Raw genomic sequence first — 21,985 nt, 5'->3', positions numbered from 1 at the left:
ATGCATCCCGCTCCGTCGGTCATCCTGTTTTCCACGCTCTCGGGCCTGGGCTTCGGCTTTCTGGCCTTCCTCGGCTGGGGCGCGCTGACGCCTTCAGGCTGGGCGGCCTTCTTCCTTTGGGGCCTCGGCTACGGGCTGGCGGTGGCGGGCCTTTTGGCCGCGACCTTCCACCTCGGCAATCCGAAGAACGCGCTGAAGGCCTTTACCCAATGGCGCACCAGCTGGCTGTCCCGAGAAGCCTGGGCCTCGGTCGCCACTCTGCTGATCCTGGCGCCCGTCGCCCTCTCCGACATCTTCGGCCTCGGCCTAGCCCGCGCGGTCGGACAGGTCGGCGGGGCGCTGGCCATCCTCACTGTCTTCACCACCGCGCTGATCTACACCCAGATCAAGGCCGTCCCGCGCTGGCACCACTGGCTGACGCCAGTGATGTTCCTCAGCTTTGCCCTGGCCGGGGGCGCGCTGCTCTCTGGTCGCGGCTGGGCGCCGCTGCTGCTCCTGGCAGTGGGGGCGATTCTGTACGCCGTCTGGCAGGTCGGAGACCAGGCTTTCGCCAAGGCAGGCCAGACCATGGGCACGGCCACGGGCCTTGACCGGCTCGGCGTTCCGTCCGTCCTTGACCCCGCGCACACGGCGGGGAACTACCTCAAGCGCGAGATGATCTTCGTCGTCGGCCGCAAGCACGCGGCCAAACTGCGGAAGATCGCCTTGGTGCTGGCCTCCATCGCCCCGGCGCTGATCCTGCTCTTGCCGCTGGGCGACTGGGCCATCGCGATGGCCGCCGTCCTGCACCTGGCAGGGGCTCTTGCCGCCCGCTGGCTGTTCTTTGCCGAGGCCGAGCATGTCGTGGGGCTTTACTACGGCGCTCGGGGATGATCCTTATCGCGCCATGAGCGCGTTCAAGACCTATGACATCCGCGGCCGTCTTGGGACGGACCTGACCGAAACCATTGCCCATCGGATCGCCCGGGCCTTCGCCACGGTAACGGGGGCGGATGCCGTCGTGCTGGCACGCGATTGCCGGGAAAGCTCTCCGGGGTTGGCCGATGCGGTGGCGGCGGGGCTGATGGCGCAGGGGGTGCGGGTGCTTGACCTTGGCATGGCCGGGACCGAGGAGATGTATTTCGCCACCGCCCATCTTGGGGCCGGGGGCGGGATCTGCGTCACCGCCTCGCACAATCCGCGGGAATACAACGGGATGAAGCTGGTGGGCCGGGGCGCCGTGCCGCTCCCGGACGCCGATTTCGCCCTCATCCGGGCGCTGACCGAAGGCGAGACGTCCTTCACCACCGCCCCGGGTGGCGCACGCGAGGACCGGTCAGCCACGCGCAAGGACTATGTGGAGCATGTCTCGCGTCTGGTTGGGCAGGGGATCGGCCCGTTGCGCCTGGTAGTCAACGCCGGGAACGGCGCAGCAGGGCCGACGCTGGATGCCCTGGCGGAGGGGCTGGCCGCCCGAGGGGCGCAGCTGGACCTTGTCCGGATGCACCATGACCCCGACGGCAGCTTTCCGAACGGCATCCCGAACCCGCTTCTGCCCGAAAACCGACCGGTGACGGCGCAGGCGGTTCAGGCCGCAGGCGCAGATTTCGGCGTGGCTTTCGACGGTGATTTCGACCGCTGTTTCCTGTTCGACGGCGAGGGCGGCTTTGTCGATGGCGAGCTTGTGGTCGCGCTCCTCGCTGCGGCTCATCTGGCGGCGGAACCGGGGGCAACGATTGTCCACGACCCAAGGGTGATCTGGGCCGTGCAGGACGCGGTCCAGAGGGGCGGCGGGCGGTCGGTTCTGGCGCCGACGGGGCACATCTTCCTGAAAGCCGCGATGCGCCGCGAAGGCGCGGTCTATGGCGGCGAAATGAGCGCGCACCACTATTTCCGCGGCTTCATGGCCTGTGATTCGGGGATGATCCCCTGGCTGCTGGTCGCGCGGCTGGTTTCACAGTCGGGGCGCAGCCTGACTGACCTTGTCGGCGCGATGCGACGCGATTTCCCCTCCTCAGGAGAGATCAACTTCCGCGTTGCCGATGTCCCGGGCAACGTGGCGCGGGTCGAGGCCGCACTGGGCCAGGCGGCGCGTGGTGTCGACCGCACGGATGGGCTGAGCTTGGATTTCGGGGACTGGCGGCTGAACTTGCGCGCCTCGAACACCGAACCGCTCTTGCGGCTGAACGTCGAGGCGCGGGGCGATGCGGGCCTGGTCGCCGCTGGCGTGGCGCGGGTGCGGGCGCTGATCGAAGCCTGAGCGCGCCCGCGGTCGGAGGGATCAGGCGGTGACGGACGAGGTATTGGGCTTGCGGATGATCGGCCAGCCGCGGCGGAAAACCGGGATCGGCGGCAGGTCATCGGCCAGGGCCTGAAGCGACGCCTCCCGCCGCTTCAGGCGGGCGATTTCGGCGCGGATCTCGACAAGTTCATCGGCGAGGGTCAGACGGGAAGCGGACATTTGGTCCTCCTTTGTTCTTCTCGACCACCATCGACTCGAAACCTAAAGACTTTGCTAAACGCCAGAGCGTTGGCAGACTGTTTCCATCCGGGTGACTTGTCAGGAGCCTGCAACAGGGCCAGTCTTTCAGAAAATACTGGACTGCTTGCATGTGGAATTTCAGCCTTCTCAGGGCCCTGGCCGTTTGGGCCCGGCTTCTACCGCTTATGGCGATCCGGCTTGTCCTGTCCGGGCTCGCCGCGATTGGCTTCGGACTTGCGATCCTGCTCGGGGTCTGGGCGGGCAGCACCCTGGGACAATGGGATGCCGTCATCGGCGGAGGTGTCGGGCTGGCGCTTGCCGCTCTGGTTCTTGAAGGCCTGGGCCGGGCACAGCTGCAGGCGGCCCAGTCCAGGCTGGTAGCGCTGGTCTCCGACATGCTGGACGGGGTACGCGTACCCCTGGGGCAGGGGCAGATCGCCCATGCCCGCGCTGCGGTTGCCGCACGTTTCGGGTCGGCGGCGCAGCTGCAGGCGATCCACCGCTTCGTGCATGGCGTGTCCGGCCGGGTCGGGCGCATGGGCGAGGGCGTTGGGGCCCTCTTGTCCGTGCCGGTTCTCGGTCGCATGGCAACCGGCAGGTTGATCGACCAGACCGTTCTGGCCCATGCCTATCGCGCGCGGCCGGAAAACGCCTGGGAGGCCACGCATGACGGCCTGGTCCTGGCGACCCAGAACGCGCGCGATCTCTTGGGCAACGCCTTCCGGGTCAATGGGATCGGCTGGCTGCTGACGCTTGCCGTCTTCCTTCTCCTCCTGCCGCCCTTGGTCCTGCTGTCGGCCCAGATGCCGACCCTCGGCCCGGACGCCGCCGCTGTCGCCGCCGCTCTTGCGGCCCTGGCGATCCGCTGGGCCGTGATCCAGCCCTTCGTCCTGGCCTGCCAGCTCCAGGCCTTCCTGCGGATCACCGCGGGGCAAGAGCCGCTGGGCGAATGGCGTGGCCGGTTGACGCAGATTTCGACGCTGTTCCGCGATCTGGGGGACCAGGCGATCAACTGGGCACCGGACTCCGGGTCGAACGCCTGATAACCGCGCTGTAGCAGCCGGGTCCAAGCCCATGAAAATGCACCGAAGGCCGGTTGCGGCATCGCGGCAACTGTGGCAAGACTGAACGCAGCAGCCAATCAGACCGATGAGTTCAGAATGAGCGAATTCGCCAGCCGCCGCGTGATGATGGTGGATACGCAGGTCCGCCCCTCGGACGTGACCAAGTTTCCGATCATCGATGCCATGCTGCGTGTCCCGCGCGAAACCTACGTGCCCGAGGACAAGCGCGAGGCGGCCTATGTCGGCGACAATCTTCCGCTCGGCCCCGGTCGGGTAGTGCTTGAGGCGCGGACCCTGGCCAAACTGCTGGATGCGCTGGACATCCAGCCGGGTGAACTGGTGCTCGATATCGGCTGTGGCCTGGGCTATTCCTCTGCCGTGATCGCGCGGCTGGGCGAAACCGTCGTCGCCGTGGAAGAGGACGAACAGCTGGGCGCCGAGGCGCAGCGGCTGTTGTCGGAAGAGGGCGTCGACAATGCCGTCGTGATTGTAGGCCCGCTTGCCGAAGGCGCGACCAAATGCGCGCCCTACGACGTCATCACCGTCGAAGGCGGCGTGGAAACCATGCCCGAGGCGATCCTTGCGCAACTCAAGGATGGCGGTCGCATCGGCGCGATCTTCATGGACGGCGCCGTCGGCACCGCCCGGATCGGCTACAAGACGGATGGTCGCGTGACCTGGCGGCCGGTGTTCAATGCCGCGGCCCCGGTCCTGCCGGGCTTTCAGGCCAGGCAGAGTTTCGTGCTATAAGGCCGCATTAGGCCCTGTCCGGCCCGGCCCTTCGCCGTCCGGACCAGCTTGCAACGCCTGCATCTGACTTGCGGGCACGGAAAAGGCGAAGATGATGCGTGCATGGCTTTTGTCTGCAGTCGTGGTCCTGGCGGGTGTCGTCTCCGCGCCCATCGCCCGGGCCGAGACCCTGGCCGACGCTCTGATCGCGGCCTACAAGAATTCGAACCTCCTCGACCAGAACCGCGCGGTACTGCGGGCCGCCGATGAAGACGTGGCGGTCGCCGTGTCCGCCTTGCGTCCGGTCGTGTCCTACGCCCTGCAGGGCCAATGGCAGCGCGCCGATGTCATGGGACTGCTTGGCCCCAGCGTCAACGAAGAGCTTTCGGCCTCGCTGACCCTGAGCGCCGAGATGACGCTTCTGGATTTCGGGCGCCGCAAGCTGGGGATCGAGATTTCAAAGGAAAGCGTGCTGGCCACCCGGCAGGCGCTGGTCGAGGTTGAACAGAACGTGCTCCTGGCCGCTGTTCGCGCCTATGTCGACGTGCGCCTGGCGCAAGAGGTGGTGGCGTTGCGGCAGTCGAACCTGCGGCTGATCACTCAGGAACTCCGCGCCGCGCGCGATCGGTTCGAGGTGGGCGAGATCACCCGCACCGACGTGTCCATCGCCGAGGCGCGGCTGGCCGCGTCCCGGGCCGCACTGGCTGCGGCCGAGGGGCAGTTGATGATCGCGCGCGAGGCCTACAAGGCTGCAACCGGTGACTATCCGCATTCCCTGGCGGCCTTGCCCCGGGCTCCCGCCCTGCCGCGCACGCAGGAAGAGGCGCAGAACGTCGCGCGGTCGACGCATCCGCTGATCCGGCAGGCGCAGCATCAGGTGACGATTGCCGATCTGCAGGTCGAACTGGCCAAGGCGAACCGCAAGCCGGTGCTTGGGGCAGGGGTGACGCTGCGGGCCGATGATGACGACCAGGAATCGCAGACCTACGGCCTGACGCTGAACCAGACGATCTACGCCGGTGGCCGGCTGTCGGCGCTGCAGCGGGCCGCACTGGCAGGCAAGGACGCCGCGCGCGCCGGTCTGCAGCAGACTGCGGTCGGCATTGTCCAGAACGTGGGCGTCGCCTGGGCCAATCTCGCTGTCGCCTCCGCTTCGATCGAGGCGTCCGACCTGCAGATCCGCGCCGCGCAGGCTGCCTTTGACGGTGTGCGCGAGGAAGCCGCCGCCGGGACACGCACCACGCTGGATGTGCTGGACGCCGAGCAGGAGCTGCTGGACGCGCGCAACGCCCGGCTGGAAGCCGAGGCTCAGCGCTATGTCGCGGTCTACCAGGTGCTGGCGACAATGGGCCTGCTGACGGTGGACCATTTGCAGCTGGGCATTCCGACCTATGACCCCGAGGCCTACTACGGCGCGGTTGAAAAGGCGCCTTCGCACAGCGCCCAGGGGAAGAAGCTGGATCGGATTCTGGAAAAGATCGGCGACTGATGTTGCCGGTCGGGTGACAATCCGCGAAATCTGTTGCGATTCGGGGGGTTGTGGCGTTAAGTTGAGATCGCAATACGCGCAAGCGAGCGGATCACCTTGATGGCCGGACCCCTAAGCTCGGAAGAGATTGAGGATGTCGTTTCCTCGGTGCGGCGACTCGTGTCCAACGAACAGCGCCCGCGCAACCTCAGTCGTGACCTGAATTCCGAACGCTTACTGCTGACACCGGCGCAACGGGTGATACCTGACAGCAGCCCGTTGGCCCCTCTGATGCTGGATGCCTCGCTTCTGGAACCCCGCTTGGTCGGGGCTGCCGTGGCTGCTGCCGAACCCACCCTGGTTGCCGAGGCCGCGCCGGTTGATGCGCAGGCCGCACCCGAGCAGGCCGACGCGGTGACCCTAGTGGTCGTTCCGGACGATCCCGAAATCGACCTTGACGATGACCTGCTGCCGATCGACCCAGAGCCCGTGGCTGACCCTGAACTGGCCGCTGACCAGGCCGAGGCTGAGATGCCCGAGCCAGAGGCAGAGTGGGAAGACGAACTCTGGACCGAACCGGCGACCATCTCGCTGGGCGAAGTTGCCCTTGCCGCCGAAGAGGCTGAGGTGCTGACCGGCCCGGCCGTGGAAGACGAAATGCCGGACGGCGAGGAGATGGACGATCAGGTCGAAGCCTGGTCGGAAGCGGACCGCGACGGCGATGACGCCGCGCCGATTCCCTTCGTGCCGCTGCGTCGCAGGGCCGAACATCTGGCCGCCCGGCTGGCTGCGGGCGAAGTCGTCGAGACCATCCGCGCCGAGGCCGCAGCGGATGTCATCGCGCAGCCCGATGCTGTGCCGGACACGGACCTTCCCATCGCCGCAGAGGCCGATCCGGACCCGGCCGCGGGGCATCTGGCGACGGAATTCGTCGACGCCGATGGGATGCAGCTGGACGTGCTGGACGAACAGGCGCTGCAGGACATCGTCCGCCAGACGCTCCGCGCCGAGCTACAGGGTGAGCTGGGTGAGCGTATCACGCGCAACGTGCGCAAGCTTGTCCGGGCTGAGATCAACCGCGCCCTAATGGCCCGCGATCTCGACTGACGCCAAATACCTGATCTGCAAATGAAAACGCGCCCCGCTGGGGCGCGTCGACGTCTGCTTTTCGGGCCGGATCAGGCGGCCTCGGCCTGTTCCAGTTCCAGCGCGTGGCGGCGTTCGGATTCTTCGCGCGACAGCGCGACCGAGGTGCGCACGCCCTTGGCGACGAACTCCATCAGGCCCTTCACGACACGCTCGTTCGGGTCGATCCCGGCGCAGGACAGCACTTCACGGCCGTCGCGCGACCGCGCCCAGCGAGCGATCTGGTCCGGGCCGTTGCCGTACTTCTTGTCGTCGGCAATGGCATCGTCCAGGGCCGCCAGAACGACGGCGGCGAAAAGTTTGCGTGCACGCTGGCCCTGCTCGAAGTTGAAGGCGGTGCTGTCGATGGTGTCACGCATGTTGGTTTCCCTTATTCTTGCTCTTGTATTTCCGAGTGTCCGCGGTTTGTACCGGTTTGAACCCGATTCGGGGGTTACCGGTTTGGAATGACTGCCATGCATAGGGCGCATGGCTTGTTCGCGACTCATCAGCATCTAGTCGGTAGCCGGCCCGAACATAGACGAGATTTAGAGACCTGGGTGAATATTTCAACCATTGGTTAAGATAATCTTGGTCATGCGCGCGGAGGTGGCTCAGGCCACCCGCACCTGCGCCGGACCGGCCTGTAGAACGCCGTTCATGCGGTCAAACCGCAGGTAGGCAAGGCCCGTCCCAGCTGATTGCGTAAAAATTGAGCCAACCGGCTTGCCGTCACTGTCCAGAATCTCGGTCCCGACGGGGGCCGAGCCTTCCACCGCGACCCGCACCAGACCCTTGCGCAGCTCGGTCTTGTGCTTCATCCGCGCGGTGACCTCCTGGCCGACATAGCAGCCCTTGCGGAAGTCGACGCCATGCAGCCGCTCGAACTCGTGCTCCAGGATATAGCTGTCATCCGGCACCAGTTCGATGCCGCTTTCCGGGATCAGGTTGGCGACACGTATCGCGTCCCAGTCGATCACGGGTTCGGCCCCCGGGGCCTCGCTCCAGGCCCGCCAACCAAGCGCCGGATGGCGTGGGTCGGGCAGGGCGCCGTCCGGGGCGGGCCCAAGACCGCGCAGGACATGCAGCCCCGACGGCGCGATCTGCACGTCCGACCGCAGCCGGTACAGGGTCAGCCGGCGCAGGGTGTCCGCGGCCAGCGGGGTCGCAATGTCGATCAACAGCGCACCGTCCTGCCGCCGGACGACGAAGAAATCCGCCAGATACTTGCCCTGCGGCGTCAGCAGCGCACACCAGACGATCCCCGGCCCGCTCTCCAGCGGACGGACGTCATTCGACACCAGGCCTTGCAGGAAGCTGATCGCATCCTTGCCGGTCACGGTCCAGACAGTGCGGTCAGGGGCGGTTTCTCCGGGCATCATGCGCCGACAGATAACCCGGCCCGCTGCGCACCGGAAGCCTCAGTCACGCAGTTGTGCCCCGTGCAGCCGGGCATAGGGGCCCGCTTGGGCCATCAGGCTGTCGTGCGTGCCTTCCTCGACCACCCGGCCCTGGTCCAGCACGACGATCTTGTCCGCCCCCTTCACCGTCGACAGCCGGTGTGCGATGACCAGCGTGGTCCGGCCCGCCTGTGCACGCGACAGGGCGGCAGACACACTGGCCTCGGTCCGCGTGTCCAGCGCCGAGGTCGCCTCGTCCAACAGGAGGACCGGCGCGTCGATCAGCAGCGCCCGGGCAATCGCCACCCGCTGGCGCTGGCCGCCGGATAGGGCCGAGCCCCGCGTACCGACGGGCGTTTCCAGCCCCAGTGGCAGACCGGTCAGGAAGTTTGTCATCTCGGCATCCGCCAGTGCCTGCGTCACGCGGTCGGGGTGCCGGTCTTCCCGGCCCAAGAGCAGGTTCTCGCGCAGGGTCTCGTCGAAAAGAGCCGCTTCCTGGCTGACCGAGGCCAGAAGCGCACGCTGGTCGAACAGGCTCATCTCCTGCACGTCCACGCCGCCGATCAGGATCCGGCCCGACTGCGGCTCGATCAGCGCGGCGATCAGATGGAAGACAGTGGTCTTGCCTGCGCCGGACGACCCGACCAGCGCCGTGACCTTCCCGGCCTCGGCGACAAAGCTCAGCCCGTTCAGGACCGGGCGGTCAGGGTAGCTGAAGCCTACGTTCTCAAAGCGGATTTCCGGTGCGCCCGGGGCGGGCATAGCACGACTTACGGCAGGACGGCTGTCGGTCGGCTTGGTGTCGAGCAGAAGGAAGATCCGCTCAAGACTGGCCTCTGTCACCTGCCACTGCCCGGCAAGGTCGCTTAAGCGGCGAATCGGCTGAAAGGTCAGCGTCATCGCGGTGAAGAACGACATGAACTCGCCGACGGTGCGCTCGCCACTGGCGACCCCGGTGCCGCCAAGGATCAGCACCGCGAAAAAGCCGATCCCGGTGACCACATCGACCATGGCCGGCATCGCTGCTCGGGCGACAGCGGCCTTTTCCTCGGCCCGGACGATCGTCTTGATGATGTGGTGAAAACGCTTGGTCTGATACTCTTCCAACCGGTTCACCTTCACGGCGTGGATGCCGTGAAAGATCTCGTCCATCCGGGTGACCCGATTTCCCGCCTGTTCGCGCGTCTGCATGGCCTTGCGGTGCAGGTATCGCCGCAAGAAATAGGCCGGCACCAACAGCAGTGGCACGCCGATCAGGGCGGCCAGGGTCCATAACGGGTCGATATTCACCGCGACAATGAACAACCCGATCAGCGAGAACAGGTCGCGCCCCACCCCGGCGACCAACATTGCCGAGGCACCCTGCACGGCCAGAGTGTCGCCCTGCACCCGCTCGATCAGCGCGCCGGGCGCATTCTGCTGGAAAAAGCTGGCATCCAGCGTCAAGAGGTGGCGCACCAGGTCCACCTGCATCGCCCCCGCAGCGCGCTGGTTGACCCGGGCAAGCAGCCAGCGCCCGATGACCGAGACGACGGCGCGGAAAATGAACAGCGCGAAGATCGCGCCACCAACCCAGACAAGCAGACTCGACCCGCCAGGGGCAAAGACCTTGTCGAACAGCGGCTCCAGCATCGAGGACAAGAGGCCAAGCGTGGCGCCTTCCATCATCATCACCAGGAAGGCCAGCACGATGGTCCAAAGATGCGGCCTGAGATAGCCGCGCCACAACCGCAGGAACAACTCGCGCGAGGTATAGGGACGTCTGGTGTGGTGGTCTTCGTCGCTCATGCGGCGGGTTTAGCGGTAAAGGTCCGAACCCTCAAGGCGGCCCCGATCAAGACCGCCGGTTGACGCCGACCGGGCACAGGCCTAGCCATGGCGGGCAGTGACAGGAGAGACCCATGAGCCTTGCCAACGGCCGCCCCTATCTGGCCATCCCCGGCCCTTCGGTGATCCCGGACCGGGTCCTGCGCGCGATGCACCAGGGCTCGCCCAATATCTACGAAGGCCCGCTGATCGAGCTGGTGGCCTCGCTGTTCCCCGACCTGCGGACGGTCGCCGGGACCACGGGCCACGTCGCGATCTACATCGGCAACGGTCATGCCGGGTGGGAAGCGGCGAACGCGAACCTCTTCAACCGGGGCGACAAGGCCTTGGTGCTGGCGGTGGGGCAGTTCGGCCTGTCCTGGGCCAATTCCGCCCGTACGATGGGGGTGGAGGTCGAGGTGCTGGACTTCGGCAAATCCACTCCCGCCGACATGAACCGGGTTGAGGCCGCGCTGCGGGCGGACGCAGGTCACAAGATCAAGGCGGTGCTGACGACGCATGTCGACACGGCAAGTTCGATCAAGACCGACATCGCCGCCCTTCGGACCGCGATCGACGCGGCTGGCCACCCCGCGCTTCTGGCGGTGGACTGCATTGCCTCGCTTGGCTGCGACGAGTTCCGAATGGATGCCTGGGGCGTCGATGTCATGGTGGCGGCCTGCCAGAAGGGGCTGATGACGCCTCCTGGCCTGGCCTTCGTCTGGTTCTCGGAGGCCGCCCGCCTGCGCTGTGGCCGCAGCGACCTTGCCACCCCCTACTGGGCCTGGGGTCCCCGCGCCGAGCCCGAAGAGTTCTGGCAGATCTGGGACGGCACCGCGCCCACCAGCCACCTCTACGGCTTGCGTGAGGCCTTGGACATGATCGCCGAGGAAGGCCTGCCGAATGTCTGGAAGCGGCACCACACGCTTGCCAGCGCCGTCTGGGCCGCCTTCGACGCCTGGAACGCCGGCAACCCGGCCATCGCGATGAACGTGACGAACCCCGCGGACCGCGGCTGGTCGGTCACCGCCGCGCGCCTCGGTGCCCCCCATGCCACCCGCCTGCGTGACTGGTGCGAAAAGCAGGCAGGTGTCACCCTTGGCATCGGCCTCGGCATGGCGCCCTCGACCGACCCGGCCTACCACGGCTTCCTGCGCTTAGGCCACATGGGACATGTGAACGCCCATATGACCCTTGGCGCGCTGGCGGTGATGGAGGCGGGGATGACCGCGCTGGACATCCCGCATGGGGACGGGGCTTTGGCAGCGGCGGCAAAAGTGGTGGCGAAAGGTGCGCTGTAGCGCACCCTACGCCTTCGCCTGCCGCTCCCGGACCGAGATGTAGATTGCAGAGGCAATCAGGATCGCCACGCCCAGCACGGTCCAGCGGTCTGGCAGGTCGCTGAAGAACCACCACCCGACGACAGTCGCCATGATGATCTCGCTGAAGGCCAGCGGTGCCAGCAGCGAGGCTTCGGCATGTTCATAGGCCCGCGTGATCAGCACATGGCCCAGCGTCGCGATCACCCCCAGGCCCGCCAGCATCACCCATTGCATGGGCGTCGGCGTCTCCCACAGGAAGGGCAGGGCCAGTGTCATCAGCAGCGCGCCGATGGCCGAAGTCTGGAACGTCAGCACCATCGCATCCGCCGCCCCGGCGATCTGGCGGGTCATCACGAAATAGGACCCTAGCGCCACGCCAGCACCCAGGGCATAGATCGTCCCCGGGTTCATCTCGACCAGCCCGGGCCGGATGATGATCAGCGTGCCCAGGAACCCCACCGCCACAGCGGCCCAGCGGCGGGGGCCGACCCGTTCGCGCAAGACCAGCGCCGACAGGATCACGATCACCAGCGGATTGACGAAGAAGATCGCCAGCGCGTCCGCGATGGGCAGGTGTTTCAGTGCCTCGAAGAACAGGAAGGTCGCGCCGAACAGCAGGCAGGCGCGCGCCAGGTGATGCCAGGGCTGCGCTGGACGGAAGGCCCGTGCCCCCTCGGCCCGCAACGCGAAGGGCAGCGTCATCAGCCCCCCGAACAGCGCCCGCGCCCAGACCACGATCAGGATCGGCAGCCCGGCCTGGCCCAGCTTCTTGGCGATCACGTCGATGAAGGGCAGGATCGCCATTGCCGCCAGCATCAGGGCTATGCCGATCAACGGGCGGGGCGGGCGGGCAGGGGGCATGGTCAGTCCTTGACAGTCGTGCCACGCTAGGGGGCCGGGGGGCGCCGCGCCTGCCCGTTTGCGACATGGAGCATGTCATGTGGTTTCAAACCCGCGAACTGGCCCCGGGCGTCTTCGTCACGCTGGAGCCCGCAGTCGACCCGATGTTCCGCGCCGCGATGGTCACCGTCCTTGGCCGCGACCGTGACCTGCAATTCGACTTCGGCTGCGGCCTTGCGCCCCTACGTACCGCAATGCCCCTGTTGGGCAAGCCCGTCCTCGCGGTGGCCAGCCACGCCCATGTCGACCATATCGGCGGGTTCCACGAATTCGAAGGCCGCCTTGGACACGCCGCAGAAAGCCTTGGTTTCGCAGGAAAACCGGGGATCGAGACCTTCGCCGAGGAGTTCCGCACCTGGCCCGACGTGGTCTCTGCCATGCCCCGCGACGGCTGGACCATCGACCAGTGGTCCCTGCGTCCCGCGCCATTGACCGGCATGCTGACCGAGGGCGACCGGATCGACCTTGGCGACCGCAGCTTCACCGTCCTGCACCTGCCGGGCCATTCGCCGGGCGGGATCGGTCTTCTGGACGAGAAGGACGGCCTTTTCCTGACCGGCGACGCGATCTACGACGACGAGATCCTCGACGATCTGCCGGGTGCCAGCATCCCGGACTATCTGCAGACCATGGATCGGCTGCGAACCATCGACTGCCACCTGGCCATCGGCGGGCATGGTCCCGAGATGACGCAGCCAAGGATGCGGGCGATTGCCGAGGACTACCTGCGCCGACGCGGCTAACCGTTGCGCCCCTGGCCAGCCCCGGAGGGTTTCACACCCTCCCGCGACCATTGGTGCTTGAACCAATGGCGCACCACTGGTCGCACTCCCGTGGGATATTTGCAGAAGAGAAAGACAATTTTAATCAAATGCTTCGAGCCGGAAGCTCATCCTCTAGATGGACCCGGATGATCTCGTCAAAGCTCGTCTCGGCGGTGAAGCCCAGGGCGCGCGCCGTTGTGGCCTCGCAGGCCTCGGCCCAGGGTTCGACGATGGCCTGGATCACCGGGTCGGGCGCGTGGCGGATCAGGTCGACCGCCTTCTGCCCGGCGACGCGGCGCAGGGCCTCGATCATCTCGGCGATGCTGGCCGACAGGCCCGGCATTGACAGGGCGCGGGTCGCCTGCAGCCCGCTGGTGTCGAGCGTGGCAGCACGCAGGAAGAACCCGGTTGCGGCGCGGGGGCTGGCGAACCAGTGGCGCAAGCTGTCGCGGACGGGCAGGGTGGCGGGCAACCCGTTCAACGGCTCGCGCAGGATCGAGGAGTAGAATCCCGAGGCCGCCCGGTTGGGCTTGCCGGGCCGGATGCAGATCGTCGGCAGGCGCAGCGCCACCCCGTCCAGGAACCCCCGGCGCGAATAGTCGGAGAGCAGCAGCTCGGTCATCGCCTTCTGCGTCCCGTAGCTTGTCCGCGGGGTCAGGTGGAAGTCGTCCGGAATGACTTTGGGGAACGGCGCGCCGAAAACGGCCAAGGACGAAGCGAAGACTACCCTCGGGCAATAGCCGGGGATGGCTGCGATGGCGTCGAACAGCGCGCGCGAAGCGTCAAGGTTGATCGCATAGCCCTTGGCAAGGTCCGCCTCGGCCTCGCCCGAGACGATGGCCGCCAGGTGGAAGATCAGCGCGGGCCGGTCCTTCAGCAGGACCCCGGCCGCCCCCGGATCGGCCATGTTCAGCGCAATGGACGTGGCGCCGGGCACGGCAGGGGGTTCCACCACATCGGCCAGCGTCAGCTGCGAGAAGGGCAGGGCGCCGCCGGTGATTGCCGCCGTCAGCTTGCGGCCCAGCATGCCTGCCGCGCCGAGGATCAGGATATGCATGGGTCCCCCTCCGGTTTCCCGGCAGGGGACCACATCAGGGCTGCAAAGCCAAGCGGATCAGCCGCCGTTCTTGGCCAGCCAGTCGGTCATCCATTTGATCTCGGCTTCCTGCGCCGCGATGATGTCTTCGGCAAGCTTGCGGACCTCGGGGTCCTGCCCGTGCTCCAGCACGATCTTCGCCATCTCGACCGCGCCCTGGTGGTGGGGGATCATGCCCTTGATGAAATCGACATCGGCATTGCCGGTGTATTCGATCGCCATGCTTTGATGCATGCGGTCGTTGGCCTCCATGAACGCCATCGAGGCCGGGCCCATGTCGCCCATCATCGCATGGCCTTCGTGGCCAGTGGTCTTCTCTTGTGCAAGGGCCGAAACGCCTGCGGCTGCGGCGGCCAGTGCCAGGACAAGGGTCACGGGTTTCAGCATGATGGAACTCCTTCCTTTTCGGGACGCCTGTTTTCCAACCTTCCGGCATGGGAAGGAAACTCATTTTGGCGTGAGGCGCGATTGTGCCGCAGCTGTGCACGACCTCAGGCGATCTGTGCGGGCTGGCCCCCTTTCCGCTGCGCGCGCATAGGGCTATCCTTATGGTGTGGGAAGCAAGGACGCGGTGGCAAGGGTGAAGCGCAAGGGGCAGAGGCCCGTCGTAGGGATCATCGGCAACAGCTACATGATCAACAACAGCTATCCCGCCCACTCCAGCGGGACGATGAACTCTGCCGCTGTGGCCGAGGTCGCGGGCTGCGTCCCCCTGATCATCCCGTCCGACCCGCGCTATGTCAGCGTGGCCGAGCTTCTGGACCTTTGCGACGGCTTCCTCCTGACCGGGGGCCGCCCCAACGTCCACCCCAGCGAATACGGCGAGGAGGAGACCCCCGCCCATGGCGCCTTTGACCGGGGCCGCGATGCGATCACTTTGCCGCTGATCCGCGCCTGCGTCGACCGGGGCCAGCCCTTCCTCGGCATCTGCCGCGGGTTCCAGGAGGTGAACGTGGCCCTGGGCGGCACGCTGCATCCGGAAATCCGCGACCTGCCGGGCCGGATGAACCACCGCATGCCGCCAGACGGCACGCTGGAGGAATGCTTTGCGCTGCGCCACACCGTCACCTTCTCTGACGGCGGGGTGTTCCACCGGCTGATGGGCGCACGCGAGGTGATGACAAACACGCTGCATGGGCAGGGCATCGCGCGGCCCGCCTGCAGCATCGTGATCGACGGCCATGCCCCCGACGGCACGCCCGAGGCGACCTACGTCAAGGACGCGCCGGGATTTACCCTGTCGGTCCAGTGGCACCCGGAATGGAACGCGGGCAACGACCCCGTGTCCCGCCCCCTGTTCCAGGCCTTCGGCCGCGCGGTCACGGCCTGGGCGACCGGCGAACGGCATTCGGCAATGGCCTGGTCGGCCTGAGACTTGACGCGGATCAGGGCGCAGGCTGCCCATCGGGTGTAAGGGGAAGCCTTCGGAAACGGAGGCTGCCATGTACGTCCTGATCGCCTATGCCACCACCGACGGACAGACCCGCAAGATCGCCCGCTTTGCCGCAGACCGGCTGGCCGGGCAGGGCCACGCCGTCGAGCTCTTGAACGTCGAGGACGCCGAGGGGCTGGACCTCTTCCGCTTCGACGCCGCGATCCTGGGCGGGTCGCTCCATGCCGGGGGCTACCAGAAATCCCTCGCTCGCTTCGCCACCACGGCGAAGGTCGACCTTGCACTGATGCCGACGCTGTTCCTGGCTGTGTCCCTCTCTGCCGCTGGGCAGGACGCGGACGACTGGGCCGGCCTGCGCAAATGCCTGGCCACGTTCGAGGCTGACACAGGCTGGACCCCGGGCCGTGTCGAACATGTCGCCGGGGCGTTCAAGTTCAGCGAGTACGACTTCTTCCGCGCCTGGGCGATGCGCCGGATCGCCGACCAGAAGGGCGAGGTGGTCGAACCCGGCAAGGACAAGGAATACACCGACTGGGCAGCGCTTGGTCAGACGCTGGACGGCTGGATCGCGGGCCTTGGCCCCCGGGTCACAAGGGCCGCAGCTTCAGCTTGACGATCCGATTCTCGCGCTTGGCGATCACGGTGAAGCGGAAGCCGTGAAAGCTGAAGACTTGGCCCTCGTTCGGGATCATCTGCGCCTCGTGGATCACCAGCCCGGCGATGGTGTTGGCCTCGTCGTCGGGCAGCCGCCAGTCGGTCGCCCGGTTCAGGTCGCGGATCGTCATCGCCCCGTCGACCAGGAAGGCCCCGTCCTCGGTCTGGCTCAGGCCCGAATCCTTGCCCACCACATCGAATTCGTCGGTGATGTCGCCGACGATTTCCTCCAGGATGTCCTCCAGCGTGATCAGCCCCTGCAACGCACCGTATTCGTCCACCACCAGCGCGAAATGGGTGCGCCGCGCCAGGAACTCGCGCATCTGCTCATCAAGGCTGGTCGTGTCAGGGATGAAGTAGGGCTTCATCGCGACCTTCTCGATGTCGAGCGCCTCGATCCCCTGGACCGAGCCGTCCTCGCCCCGCACCAGCCGGTCGACTTCCCGCAGCAGGTCCTTGGCATGGACGACGCCCAGGATGTTGTCGTCACTGTCCCGGTAGATCGGCAGCCGGGTATGCTGCGAGGCCAGCACCCGGGTGATGATCTCGCCCGGCGGCAGGCTGGCGTCGATCATCTCGATCTGGCGGCGATGGCGCATGATCTCGTCCACCGTGCGGTGCGACAGGTCGAGCGCGCCCAGAAGCCGGTCGCGGTCGGCCTTCTCCACCGCACCCTCGGAATGGCCAAGCGCGATGGCCCCGGCGATCTCCTCGCGCAGGGCCAGCATCGCGCTGCCTTCGTCGGACTTCAGCCCAAACAGCCGCAGGATGCCGCGCACCACGGCCCGCACCAGCGTCACGATGGGCGAAAAGATCAGGATCAGGATCCGGATCAGCGGCGCAACCTTGGTTGCCACCGGTTCGGGGAACGTGATCGCCACGGTCTTGGGCATCACTTCGCCGAAGATCAGGACCAGCGCCGTCATCCCGAAGGTTGCCAGCGCCACGCCGCTGTCCCCGAACATCTTGGTCAACAGCGCGGTCGCCAGCGAGGCCGACAGGATGTTGACGATGTTGTTGCCCAGAAGCAGCGCGCCGATCATCCGCTCGCGGTCCTCTGTCACCCGCATCGCGGCCTTTGCCCCGCGCGATCCCTTGTCGGCCATCCCCTTCAGCTTCCCGCGCGAGGCTGCGGTCAGGGCGGTTTCCGAGCCGGAGAAGAAGGCCGACATGACCAGAAGGGCCAGGATCGCGGCACAGGTTATCCAGAAGGCGGCATCAAGCGAGGCGTCGGGCATGGGGTCCTTCGGTGGGTCAGGCGCGGCCCTTGCGGGCCAGGGGGTGCTTGGTCAGGACAAGGTCCTTCAGGTGGTCATCAAGGACATGCGTGTAAATCTCGGTCGTGGCAACATCGGCGTGGCCCAGAAGCGTCTGGATCACCCGCAGATCGGCGCCATGTGCCAGAAGATGGGTCGCAAAGGCATGACGCAGGACATGCGGCGTGACGCGCGACGGCGACAGGCCGGCCAGCACCGCCACGTCCTTGACCAGGCTGTGGAAATACTGCCGCGTCAGGTGCCCCTCTCGGCCCTCGCCGGGGAACAGGAACCGCGACTGCGCGCGCCCTGCCTTGCGGCCGGCTTCCTCGTCGGCGTCGCGCTGCGCCAGCCAAGCCGCCAGAGCCGCCCGGGCGGGGCTGGACAGGGGCACCATCCGCTCCTTGTCGCCCTTGCCGCGCACCAGGATCATCCGCGGATCGCCCCGCACCGCCGCGACCGGCAGGCCGACCAGCTCGCTGACCCGCAGGCCGGTGGCGTAAAGAAGCTCGAACAGCGCCGTGTCGCGCAGCCGGTCAACGGGGTTCCGCCCCCGGGTTCGCGCCGCTTCCATCAGCCGGGTGACTTCGTCCTCGCTCAGGGTCTTCGGAAGGCTTTGGGCCTTTCCCGGGCCAGTCAGCCGCAGGGCAGGGTTGTCCTTGCGCCACCCCTCCTCGAACGCGAAACGGAACAGCTGCCGGATCGACGACAGCCGCCGCGCGCGGGTGGCCTTGGACAGGCCCTGAGCGTCACAGAAGACCAGGTAATCCTCGACCGCCGCCCGGTCCGCCGTGGCAAAGCCCTGGCCGCGCCGCGCCAGCCAGTCGGCGAAATCCACGAGGTCGCGGCCATAGGCCAGCTGGGTGTTCCGTGCCGCGCCCAGCTCGGCCGAACGCGCGTCCAGGAAGGTCGAGATCCAGCGACCCGACTCGGCATCCGGCATGGGTCAGCCCCGCCGTTCCAGGATCATCAGCTCCAGCGCCGTCCGCCGCGCGACGCCTTCCAGACCAACCTGGCGGAGCAGCGACAGGCCCTCCGTCACCCCGCGCAGATCGCCTTGTACCCCGCGCCCGATGCTGTCGATGGCGGCAATGATCGCCTCGCCCTTGCGGTTGCCGTCCAGAAGCGCCTGGCCTTCGGTCGACAGGGCAGGGGTCCGGAACGCGGCCGAGATCGCCCGCGCCAGGCTGTCGGGCGGCAGCGCCGTCGCGGCCTTGCCAAGCGCGATGGCCGACAGGAAGGCATCTTCGGCCGTCACCGCCTGATAGCGGCCCGCGACCGTTTCGGCATAGGGCGACAGAAGCCCGACGCGGAAGGCGATGTCGGCGGCCTCGCCCTCCAGCGGCAACTCGATCAGCGCCTTGCTGAACAGGATCGCAAACGGCACCTCCAGCTCGGCCTCCTGCATCCGGGTCCAGACCGCGGGCAACGTGGCCGCCACCTGCGCCGCATCGCCTGAGCTGATCGCCCGGTCAAAGGCCTGAAACGCCGCCACCCGGTCCCAGACCCCGCCCGAGGCCGCCGGGTCATGTTCGGTATAGAGACCCAGTACCACGTTGGGCGGGATCGTCCCCGCCCGCGTCAGCCGCTCTGCCGCCTCGATCCGGGTCTTCCAGCCTGACCGCGGGCTGAGTTCCGCATAGGAAAACGCGATCGGCAGGCCCTCGGTCGGCAGGGGCTCGCCAATCGCGGCAAAGATCATCCAGTCCAGCGGAGTAATCGGATTAGGGGCCGCAGGGACCGGCTCGCCCTCATAGAGGTCCGGGTCCAGGAAGCGCGACAGAAGCATCGCCTGATCCGGGCTGATCTGGCCTAGCGCCTCGGACGTCCGGATCGTCAGCGCCGCCGTGTCCCAGTCGCCCGACCGCGCCAGGCAGAAGATCCGAGCGGGCACCGTCGGCGCCAGGTGCGGCTCGCTTGCCATGCCCTCGCAGGCCTTGTCCTGCGCGCCGGTCAACAGGGCCACGTCGAAGGCGCGGCGGAAGAGGTCCGGCGTCGTCGCCCCCGCCGCGTCGATCAGCGCCGCCGCCTGCTCCAGCGCCCCCAAAGCCAAAAGCTTGTCGATCCGGACCAAGAGCAGTTCACCCTTGCCTCCGGCATCCACCGGAGCAGCGACTTCGGCCAACAGGATCGTCAGGAACAGTTGGCGCAGCGCGGGCAGGTCCTCGTCGGGATGGCTGACCAGCCGCTCGGCAATCTCGCGCGTCAGGCCCGCGCCCCACAGATCGCGCGGCAGGCCCGAAACCGCCGTCGGGATCAGCCCCACCCCGTCCGGCGAAGGCCCGTCCAGCGACGAGGTCGTGACCGTCGACGGCAGCGCACTGCCCGCCTCGGCGACCGGAGGCTCGACAATCCCCGGCGTGTCCGTGGCCGCCGTTGCGGGTGTCGCGACCGATTGCGACAGCCAGTCGATGGCCGACAAGGGCCCCTCGGCGGTCTCCGCCTCCTGCGCGGCTGCGGGCAGGATGGAACCGCCCAGCAGGATCAGCGACAGAAGACCCGCCTTACTCGTCCGCATTCAACACCACTGGCTTCTTGACCTCGCCCTGAACCGGGGTCAGGTCGCCCAGATAGGCATAGACGGTCAGGCCAACAAAGCCAAGAATCACCAGCAACAGCAAGGCCTTGATGATCCGACCCATGGCTTAGCCCTTCCTCGTCTTCTGCCGGCAGGCTTCATCCCCCCGGCGCTTGTTGCCGCATGGGCCGCGCCAGAAGGCCGGTCCCTGCGGGTTTCGGTGCGAATGTATATAGCATTCGGCAAGAGTTCACGCCATTGAGGGGGGAAGATTTCCCGTCGGCAAGTCCTTGCCCGGGAAGGTCTGTCGCGGCAGGATCGGGGGCCATGGTGCGGCTTGCGAAGACGGTAGTGCTGGTGGGGATGATGGGGGCGGGCAAGACCGCCGTCGGCACGGCCCTTGCCCGTCAGCTGGGCGTCGACTTCCGCGATTCAGACGAGGAAATCGTCCGTGCCGCCAACCGCTCCATCGCCGAGATCTTCGAGCGTGACGGCGAGGCCTTCTTCCGCGCCCGCGAAACCGAGGTGATCAGCCGCCTGTTGCGCGGCACACCTTGCGTGCTGTCCACCGGCGGCGGCGCCTTCCTGTCCGAGACGAATCGCACCCTGATCCACGATGTCGGCGTCTCGGTCTGGCTGCGCGCCGACCTTGACCTTCTCTGGCAGCGCGTCCGCCACAAGACGACCCGCCCCTTGTTGCGTACCGCCAACCCGCGCGAGACCCTGCGCGAGCTTTACGAAAAGCGCCAGCCGTTCTATCGCCAAGCCGACATCGCGGTCGACAGCCAGGCGGACCGCTCGGTGGAAGAGATGGCGACACGGGTCCGCGACGCGCTGAAGTTGCGGCCGGACGTGCTGGAGGAAACGGCGTGAACAGGGTTGCAGTCGAACTTGGCGACCGGTCCTATGAGGTGCGGATCGGCCCCGGCCTGATCGCGCGCGCGGGCGCCGAAATCGCACCGCTCCTCCGCCGCAAGCGCGTGGCGGTGGTCACCGACGAAACCGTGGCCGCGCGACACCTGTCGGCTCTGACCGCCGCGCTGGAGCGTGAGGGGATCGCCGTCTCCGCCCTGGCCCTGCCTCCGGGCGAGGGCACCAAGGACTGGGCCAACCTCGCGCGCTGTACCGAATGGCTGCTGGACCAGAAGGTCGAACGCCGCGACGTGGTCATCGCGCTGGGTGGCGGGGTGATCGGCGACCTGGTGGGCTTTTCCTCGGCCATCTTGCGCCGAGGCGTCCGCTTCGTACAGCTGCCGACGACGCTGCTGGCCCAGGTCGATAGCTCGGTCGGTGGCAAGACCGGCATCAACACCGCGCAAGGCAAGAACCTGGTCGGCGCCTTCCACCAGCCAAGCCTCGTCCTGGCCGACATCGACGTCCTTTCCACCCTCACCGACCGCGATTTCCTGTCGGGCTATGGCGAGGTGGTAAAATACGGCCTTCTGGGCGATGCCGACTTCTTCGATTGGCTGGAACAGAACGGCCCGGCGATCCGCGGCGGCGACGCGGCAGCGCGGCTGCATGCGGTGACCCGCTCGGTCGAGATGAAAGCCGGGATCGTCAGCCGGGACGAGACCGAGGAGGGTGAACGCGCCCTCCTCAACCTTGGCCACACCTTCTGCCATGCCCTTGAAAAGGCGACCGGATATTCCGACCGGCTTCTGCACGGCGAAGGCGTTGCCATTGGCTGCGCACTGGCCTTTGAACTCTCTTCGCGCCTGGGCCTTTGCAGCCAGGAAGACCCCAGCCGCGTCCGGGCGCATCTGCGGGCGATGGGCATGAAGGTCGACATCCGCGACATCCCGGGCGACCTGCCGGGCTCTGACGCGCTGATCGCGCTGATGGGGCAGGACAAGAAGGTGATCGACGGCCGTCTGCGGTTCATCCTGGCGCGCGGCATCGGTCAGGCCTTCGTGGCCGAGGACGTGCCGGGCGACGCGGTCCGTGCCGTCCTGGCCGACGCCCTGCGCGCCTAGGACAGCCTCACCGCGCAAGCCTTCGAATTTTCGCAGAAAATTCGTGGACCGCG

General features: G+C 67.2%; 23 protein-coding genes. 12 read left to right on the top strand and 11 right to left on the bottom strand.

The window, feature by feature from the left end; genetic code table 11:
- Together AC2EAL_RS17935 and AC2EAL_RS17930 are read left to right on the top strand one after the other, a co-directional pair.
- The gene (locus AC2EAL_RS17935) at positions 1 to 873 is read left to right on the top strand and encodes a dimethyl sulfoxide reductase anchor subunit family protein (RefSeq protein WP_484725600.1); all 873 of its coding nucleotides are present in this window, start codon (positions 1 to 3) and stop codon (positions 871 to 873) included.
- Positions 874 to 886: 13 nt separating this feature from the next.
- Entirely contained in the window at positions 887 to 2,239 is a 1,353-nt protein-coding gene (locus tag AC2EAL_RS17930) for a phosphohexomutase domain-containing protein (RefSeq protein ID WP_484725599.1), read from the top strand.
- Between the two features lie 21 nt (positions 2,240 to 2,260).
- Here the strand turns inward: AC2EAL_RS17930 and AC2EAL_RS17925 are convergent, their stop codons facing one another.
- On the bottom strand, positions 2,261 to 2,440 hold the full coding sequence (locus AC2EAL_RS17925) for a hypothetical protein (RefSeq protein ID WP_484725598.1): 180 nt from the start codon (positions 2,438 to 2,440) through the stop codon (positions 2,261 to 2,263).
- A gap of 206 nt (positions 2,441 to 2,646) precedes the next feature.
- On the opposite strand from AC2EAL_RS17925, the gene AC2EAL_RS17920 reads away from it, so the two are divergent.
- From AC2EAL_RS17920 to AC2EAL_RS17905, 4 genes are all read left to right on the top strand, one after another.
- The gene (locus tag AC2EAL_RS17920) at positions 2,647 to 3,504 is read left to right on the top strand and encodes a hypothetical protein (RefSeq protein ID WP_484725597.1); all 858 of its coding nucleotides are present in this window, start codon (positions 2,647 to 2,649) and stop codon (positions 3,502 to 3,504) included.
- Between the two features lie 117 nt (positions 3,505 to 3,621).
- Complete coding sequence (locus AC2EAL_RS17915) at positions 3,622 to 4,275, top strand: protein-L-isoaspartate O-methyltransferase family protein (protein ID WP_484725596.1); 654 nt, start codon at positions 3,622 to 3,624, stop codon at positions 4,273 to 4,275.
- A 94-nt stretch (positions 4,276 to 4,369) separates the two neighbouring features.
- Positions 4,370 to 5,743, top strand: a complete 1,374-nt coding sequence (locus AC2EAL_RS17910; RefSeq protein ID WP_484725595.1) for a TolC family outer membrane protein — start codon at positions 4,370 to 4,372, stop codon at positions 5,741 to 5,743.
- 270 nt (positions 5,744 to 6,013) lie between these two features.
- Positions 6,014 to 6,829 (top strand): hypothetical protein, encoded by an 816-nt coding sequence (locus tag AC2EAL_RS17905; protein WP_484725594.1) that lies wholly within the window; start codon positions 6,014 to 6,016, stop codon positions 6,827 to 6,829.
- A gap of 71 nt (positions 6,830 to 6,900) precedes the next feature.
- Here AC2EAL_RS17905 and AC2EAL_RS17900 read toward each other — a convergent pair whose 3' ends face one another.
- The 3 genes from AC2EAL_RS17900 to AC2EAL_RS17890 all read right to left on the bottom strand — a co-directional run bounded on the left by AC2EAL_RS17900 (position 6,901) and on the right by AC2EAL_RS17890 (position 10,035).
- Positions 6,901 to 7,227: a DUF6280 family protein gene (locus AC2EAL_RS17900; RefSeq protein ID WP_128514362.1), complete on the bottom strand. Its 327-nt coding sequence runs from the start codon at positions 7,225 to 7,227 to the stop codon at positions 6,901 to 6,903.
- 234 nt (positions 7,228 to 7,461) lie between these two features.
- The gene (ygfZ, locus tag AC2EAL_RS17895) at positions 7,462 to 8,226 is read right to left on the bottom strand and encodes a CAF17-like 4Fe-4S cluster assembly/insertion protein YgfZ (protein ID WP_484725803.1); all 765 of its coding nucleotides are present in this window, start codon (positions 8,224 to 8,226) and stop codon (positions 7,462 to 7,464) included.
- Between the two features lie 42 nt (positions 8,227 to 8,268).
- Complete coding sequence (locus tag AC2EAL_RS17890) at positions 8,269 to 10,035, bottom strand: ABC transporter ATP-binding protein (RefSeq protein WP_484725593.1); 1,767 nt, start codon at positions 10,033 to 10,035, stop codon at positions 8,269 to 8,271.
- A gap of 113 nt (positions 10,036 to 10,148) precedes the next feature.
- Between AC2EAL_RS17890 and AC2EAL_RS17885 the strand changes: the two genes are divergently transcribed.
- A complete protein-coding gene (locus AC2EAL_RS17885) occupies positions 10,149 to 11,354 on the top strand; it encodes a pyridoxal-phosphate-dependent aminotransferase family protein (protein ID WP_484725592.1) in 1,206 nt (401 codons plus the stop codon).
- A 6-nt stretch (positions 11,355 to 11,360) separates the two neighbouring features.
- Here the strand turns inward: AC2EAL_RS17885 and AC2EAL_RS17880 are convergent, their stop codons facing one another.
- Complete coding sequence (locus tag AC2EAL_RS17880) at positions 11,361 to 12,236, bottom strand: DMT family transporter (protein ID WP_484725591.1); 876 nt, start codon at positions 12,234 to 12,236, stop codon at positions 11,361 to 11,363.
- Positions 12,237 to 12,313: 77 nt separating this feature from the next.
- Between AC2EAL_RS17880 and AC2EAL_RS17875 the strand changes: the two genes are divergently transcribed.
- Positions 12,314 to 13,018: an MBL fold metallo-hydrolase gene (locus AC2EAL_RS17875; protein WP_484725590.1), complete on the top strand. Its 705-nt coding sequence runs from the start codon at positions 12,314 to 12,316 to the stop codon at positions 13,016 to 13,018.
- Positions 13,019 to 13,142: 124 nt separating this feature from the next.
- On the opposite strand, the gene denD is transcribed toward AC2EAL_RS17875, so the two are convergent.
- Both denD and copM read right to left on the bottom strand, forming a co-directional pair.
- Entirely contained in the window at positions 13,143 to 14,096 is a 954-nt protein-coding gene (gene denD / locus AC2EAL_RS17870) for a D-erythronate dehydrogenase (protein ID WP_484725589.1), read from the bottom strand.
- A gap of 57 nt (positions 14,097 to 14,153) precedes the next feature.
- Complete coding sequence (gene copM / locus AC2EAL_RS17865; RefSeq protein ID WP_484725588.1) at positions 14,154 to 14,522, bottom strand: CopM family metallochaperone; 369 nt, start codon at positions 14,520 to 14,522, stop codon at positions 14,154 to 14,156.
- Between the two features lie 166 nt (positions 14,523 to 14,688).
- On the opposite strand from copM, the gene AC2EAL_RS17860 reads away from it, so the two are divergent.
- Together AC2EAL_RS17860 and AC2EAL_RS17855 are read left to right on the top strand one after the other, a co-directional pair.
- Entirely contained in the window at positions 14,689 to 15,507 is an 819-nt protein-coding gene (locus AC2EAL_RS17860; RefSeq protein ID WP_484725587.1) for a gamma-glutamyl-gamma-aminobutyrate hydrolase family protein, read from the top strand.
- A 70-nt stretch (positions 15,508 to 15,577) separates the two neighbouring features.
- Positions 15,578 to 16,141, top strand: coding sequence for a flavodoxin domain-containing protein (locus AC2EAL_RS17855; protein WP_484725586.1), 564 nt, complete (start codon positions 15,578 to 15,580; stop codon positions 16,139 to 16,141).
- Here the strand turns inward: AC2EAL_RS17855 and AC2EAL_RS17850 are convergent.
- Genes AC2EAL_RS17850 through AC2EAL_RS17835 form a run of 4 tightly spaced genes read right to left on the bottom strand, consistent with a single transcriptional unit; the run spans position 16,116 to position 20,080 of the window.
- Positions 16,116 to 17,420 carry an HlyC/CorC family transporter gene (locus AC2EAL_RS17850; RefSeq protein WP_484725585.1) on the bottom strand — a complete coding sequence of 435 codons (1,305 nt, stop codon included), beginning with the start codon at positions 17,418 to 17,420 and terminating at the stop codon, positions 16,116 to 16,118. The two genes, AC2EAL_RS17855 and AC2EAL_RS17850, sit on opposite strands and share 26 nt — an antisense overlap.
- A 16-nt stretch (positions 17,421 to 17,436) precedes the next feature.
- Complete coding sequence (locus tag AC2EAL_RS17845) at positions 17,437 to 18,381, bottom strand: site-specific tyrosine recombinase XerD (RefSeq protein WP_484725584.1); 945 nt, start codon at positions 18,379 to 18,381, stop codon at positions 17,437 to 17,439.
- 3 nt (positions 18,382 to 18,384) lie between these two features.
- A complete protein-coding gene (locus tag AC2EAL_RS17840; protein WP_484725583.1) occupies positions 18,385 to 19,956 on the bottom strand; it encodes a hypothetical protein in 1,572 nt (523 codons plus the stop codon).
- Positions 19,943 to 20,080 (bottom strand): hypothetical protein, encoded by a 138-nt coding sequence (locus AC2EAL_RS17835; protein ID WP_484725582.1) that lies wholly within the window; start codon positions 20,078 to 20,080, stop codon positions 19,943 to 19,945. The genes AC2EAL_RS17840 and AC2EAL_RS17835 overlap by 14 nt, the downstream gene beginning before the upstream one ends.
- 203 nt (positions 20,081 to 20,283) lie before the next feature.
- On the opposite strand from AC2EAL_RS17835, the gene AC2EAL_RS17830 reads away from it, so the two are divergent.
- The gene (locus AC2EAL_RS17830; protein WP_484725581.1) at positions 20,284 to 20,829 is read left to right on the top strand and encodes a shikimate kinase; all 546 of its coding nucleotides are present in this window, start codon (positions 20,284 to 20,286) and stop codon (positions 20,827 to 20,829) included.
- Positions 20,826 to 21,932: a 3-dehydroquinate synthase gene (gene aroB, locus AC2EAL_RS17825; RefSeq protein WP_484725580.1), complete on the top strand. Its 1,107-nt coding sequence runs from the start codon at positions 20,826 to 20,828 to the stop codon at positions 21,930 to 21,932. Before AC2EAL_RS17830 ends, aroB begins: the two co-directional genes overlap by 4 nt.
- Positions 21,933 to 21,985 lie beyond the last annotated feature (53 nt).

Source organism: Tabrizicola sp. T74 (assembly GCF_057219935.1).
This window is presented reverse-complemented; position numbering and strand designations above follow the sequence as displayed.

Bases quoted from the DNA above. Each gene is read 5' to 3' on its own strand.
- AC2EAL_RS17935 (WP_484725600.1), top strand. From the start codon at position 1: ATGCATCCCGCTCCGTCGGTCATCCTGTTTTCCACGCTCTCGGGCCTG.
- AC2EAL_RS17930 (WP_484725599.1), top strand. From the start codon at position 887: ATGAGCGCGTTCAAGACCTATGACATCCGCGGCCGTCTTGGGACGGAC.
- AC2EAL_RS17925 (WP_484725598.1), bottom strand. From the start codon at position 2,440: ATGTCCGCTTCCCGTCTGACCCTCGCCGATGAACTTGTCGAGATCCGC.
- AC2EAL_RS17920 (WP_484725597.1), top strand. From the start codon at position 2,647: ATGGCGATCCGGCTTGTCCTGTCCGGGCTCGCCGCGATTGGCTTCGGA.
- AC2EAL_RS17915 (WP_484725596.1), top strand. From the start codon at position 3,622: ATGAGCGAATTCGCCAGCCGCCGCGTGATGATGGTGGATACGCAGGTC.
- AC2EAL_RS17910 (WP_484725595.1), top strand. From the start codon at position 4,370: ATGCGTGCATGGCTTTTGTCTGCAGTCGTGGTCCTGGCGGGTGTCGTC.
- AC2EAL_RS17905 (WP_484725594.1), top strand. From the start codon at position 6,014: ATGCTGGATGCCTCGCTTCTGGAACCCCGCTTGGTCGGGGCTGCCGTG.
- AC2EAL_RS17900 (WP_128514362.1), bottom strand. From the start codon at position 7,227: ATGCGTGACACCATCGACAGCACCGCCTTCAACTTCGAGCAGGGCCAG.
- ygfZ (WP_484725803.1), bottom strand. From the start codon at position 8,226: ATGCCCGGAGAAACCGCCCCTGACCGCACTGTCTGGACCGTGACCGGC.
- AC2EAL_RS17890 (WP_484725593.1), bottom strand. From the start codon at position 10,035: ATGAGCGACGAAGACCACCACACCAGACGTCCCTATACCTCGCGCGAG.
- AC2EAL_RS17885 (WP_484725592.1), top strand. From the start codon at position 10,149: ATGAGCCTTGCCAACGGCCGCCCCTATCTGGCCATCCCCGGCCCTTCG.
- AC2EAL_RS17880 (WP_484725591.1), bottom strand. From the start codon at position 12,236: ATGCCCCCTGCCCGCCCGCCCCGCCCGTTGATCGGCATAGCCCTGATG.
- AC2EAL_RS17875 (WP_484725590.1), top strand. From the start codon at position 12,314: ATGTGGTTTCAAACCCGCGAACTGGCCCCGGGCGTCTTCGTCACGCTG.
- denD (WP_484725589.1), bottom strand. From the start codon at position 14,096: ATGCATATCCTGATCCTCGGCGCGGCAGGCATGCTGGGCCGCAAGCTG.
- copM (WP_484725588.1), bottom strand. From the start codon at position 14,522: ATGCTGAAACCCGTGACCCTTGTCCTGGCACTGGCCGCCGCAGCCGCA.
- AC2EAL_RS17855 (WP_484725586.1), top strand. From the start codon at position 15,578: ATGTACGTCCTGATCGCCTATGCCACCACCGACGGACAGACCCGCAAG.
- AC2EAL_RS17850 (WP_484725585.1), bottom strand. From the start codon at position 17,420: ATGCCCGACGCCTCGCTTGATGCCGCCTTCTGGATAACCTGTGCCGCG.
- AC2EAL_RS17845 (WP_484725584.1), bottom strand. From the start codon at position 18,381: ATGCCGGATGCCGAGTCGGGTCGCTGGATCTCGACCTTCCTGGACGCG.
- AC2EAL_RS17840 (WP_484725583.1), bottom strand. From the start codon at position 19,956: ATGCGGACGAGTAAGGCGGGTCTTCTGTCGCTGATCCTGCTGGGCGGT.
- AC2EAL_RS17835 (WP_484725582.1), bottom strand. From the start codon at position 20,080: ATGGGTCGGATCATCAAGGCCTTGCTGTTGCTGGTGATTCTTGGCTTT.
- AC2EAL_RS17830 (WP_484725581.1), top strand. From the start codon at position 20,284: ATGGTGCGGCTTGCGAAGACGGTAGTGCTGGTGGGGATGATGGGGGCG.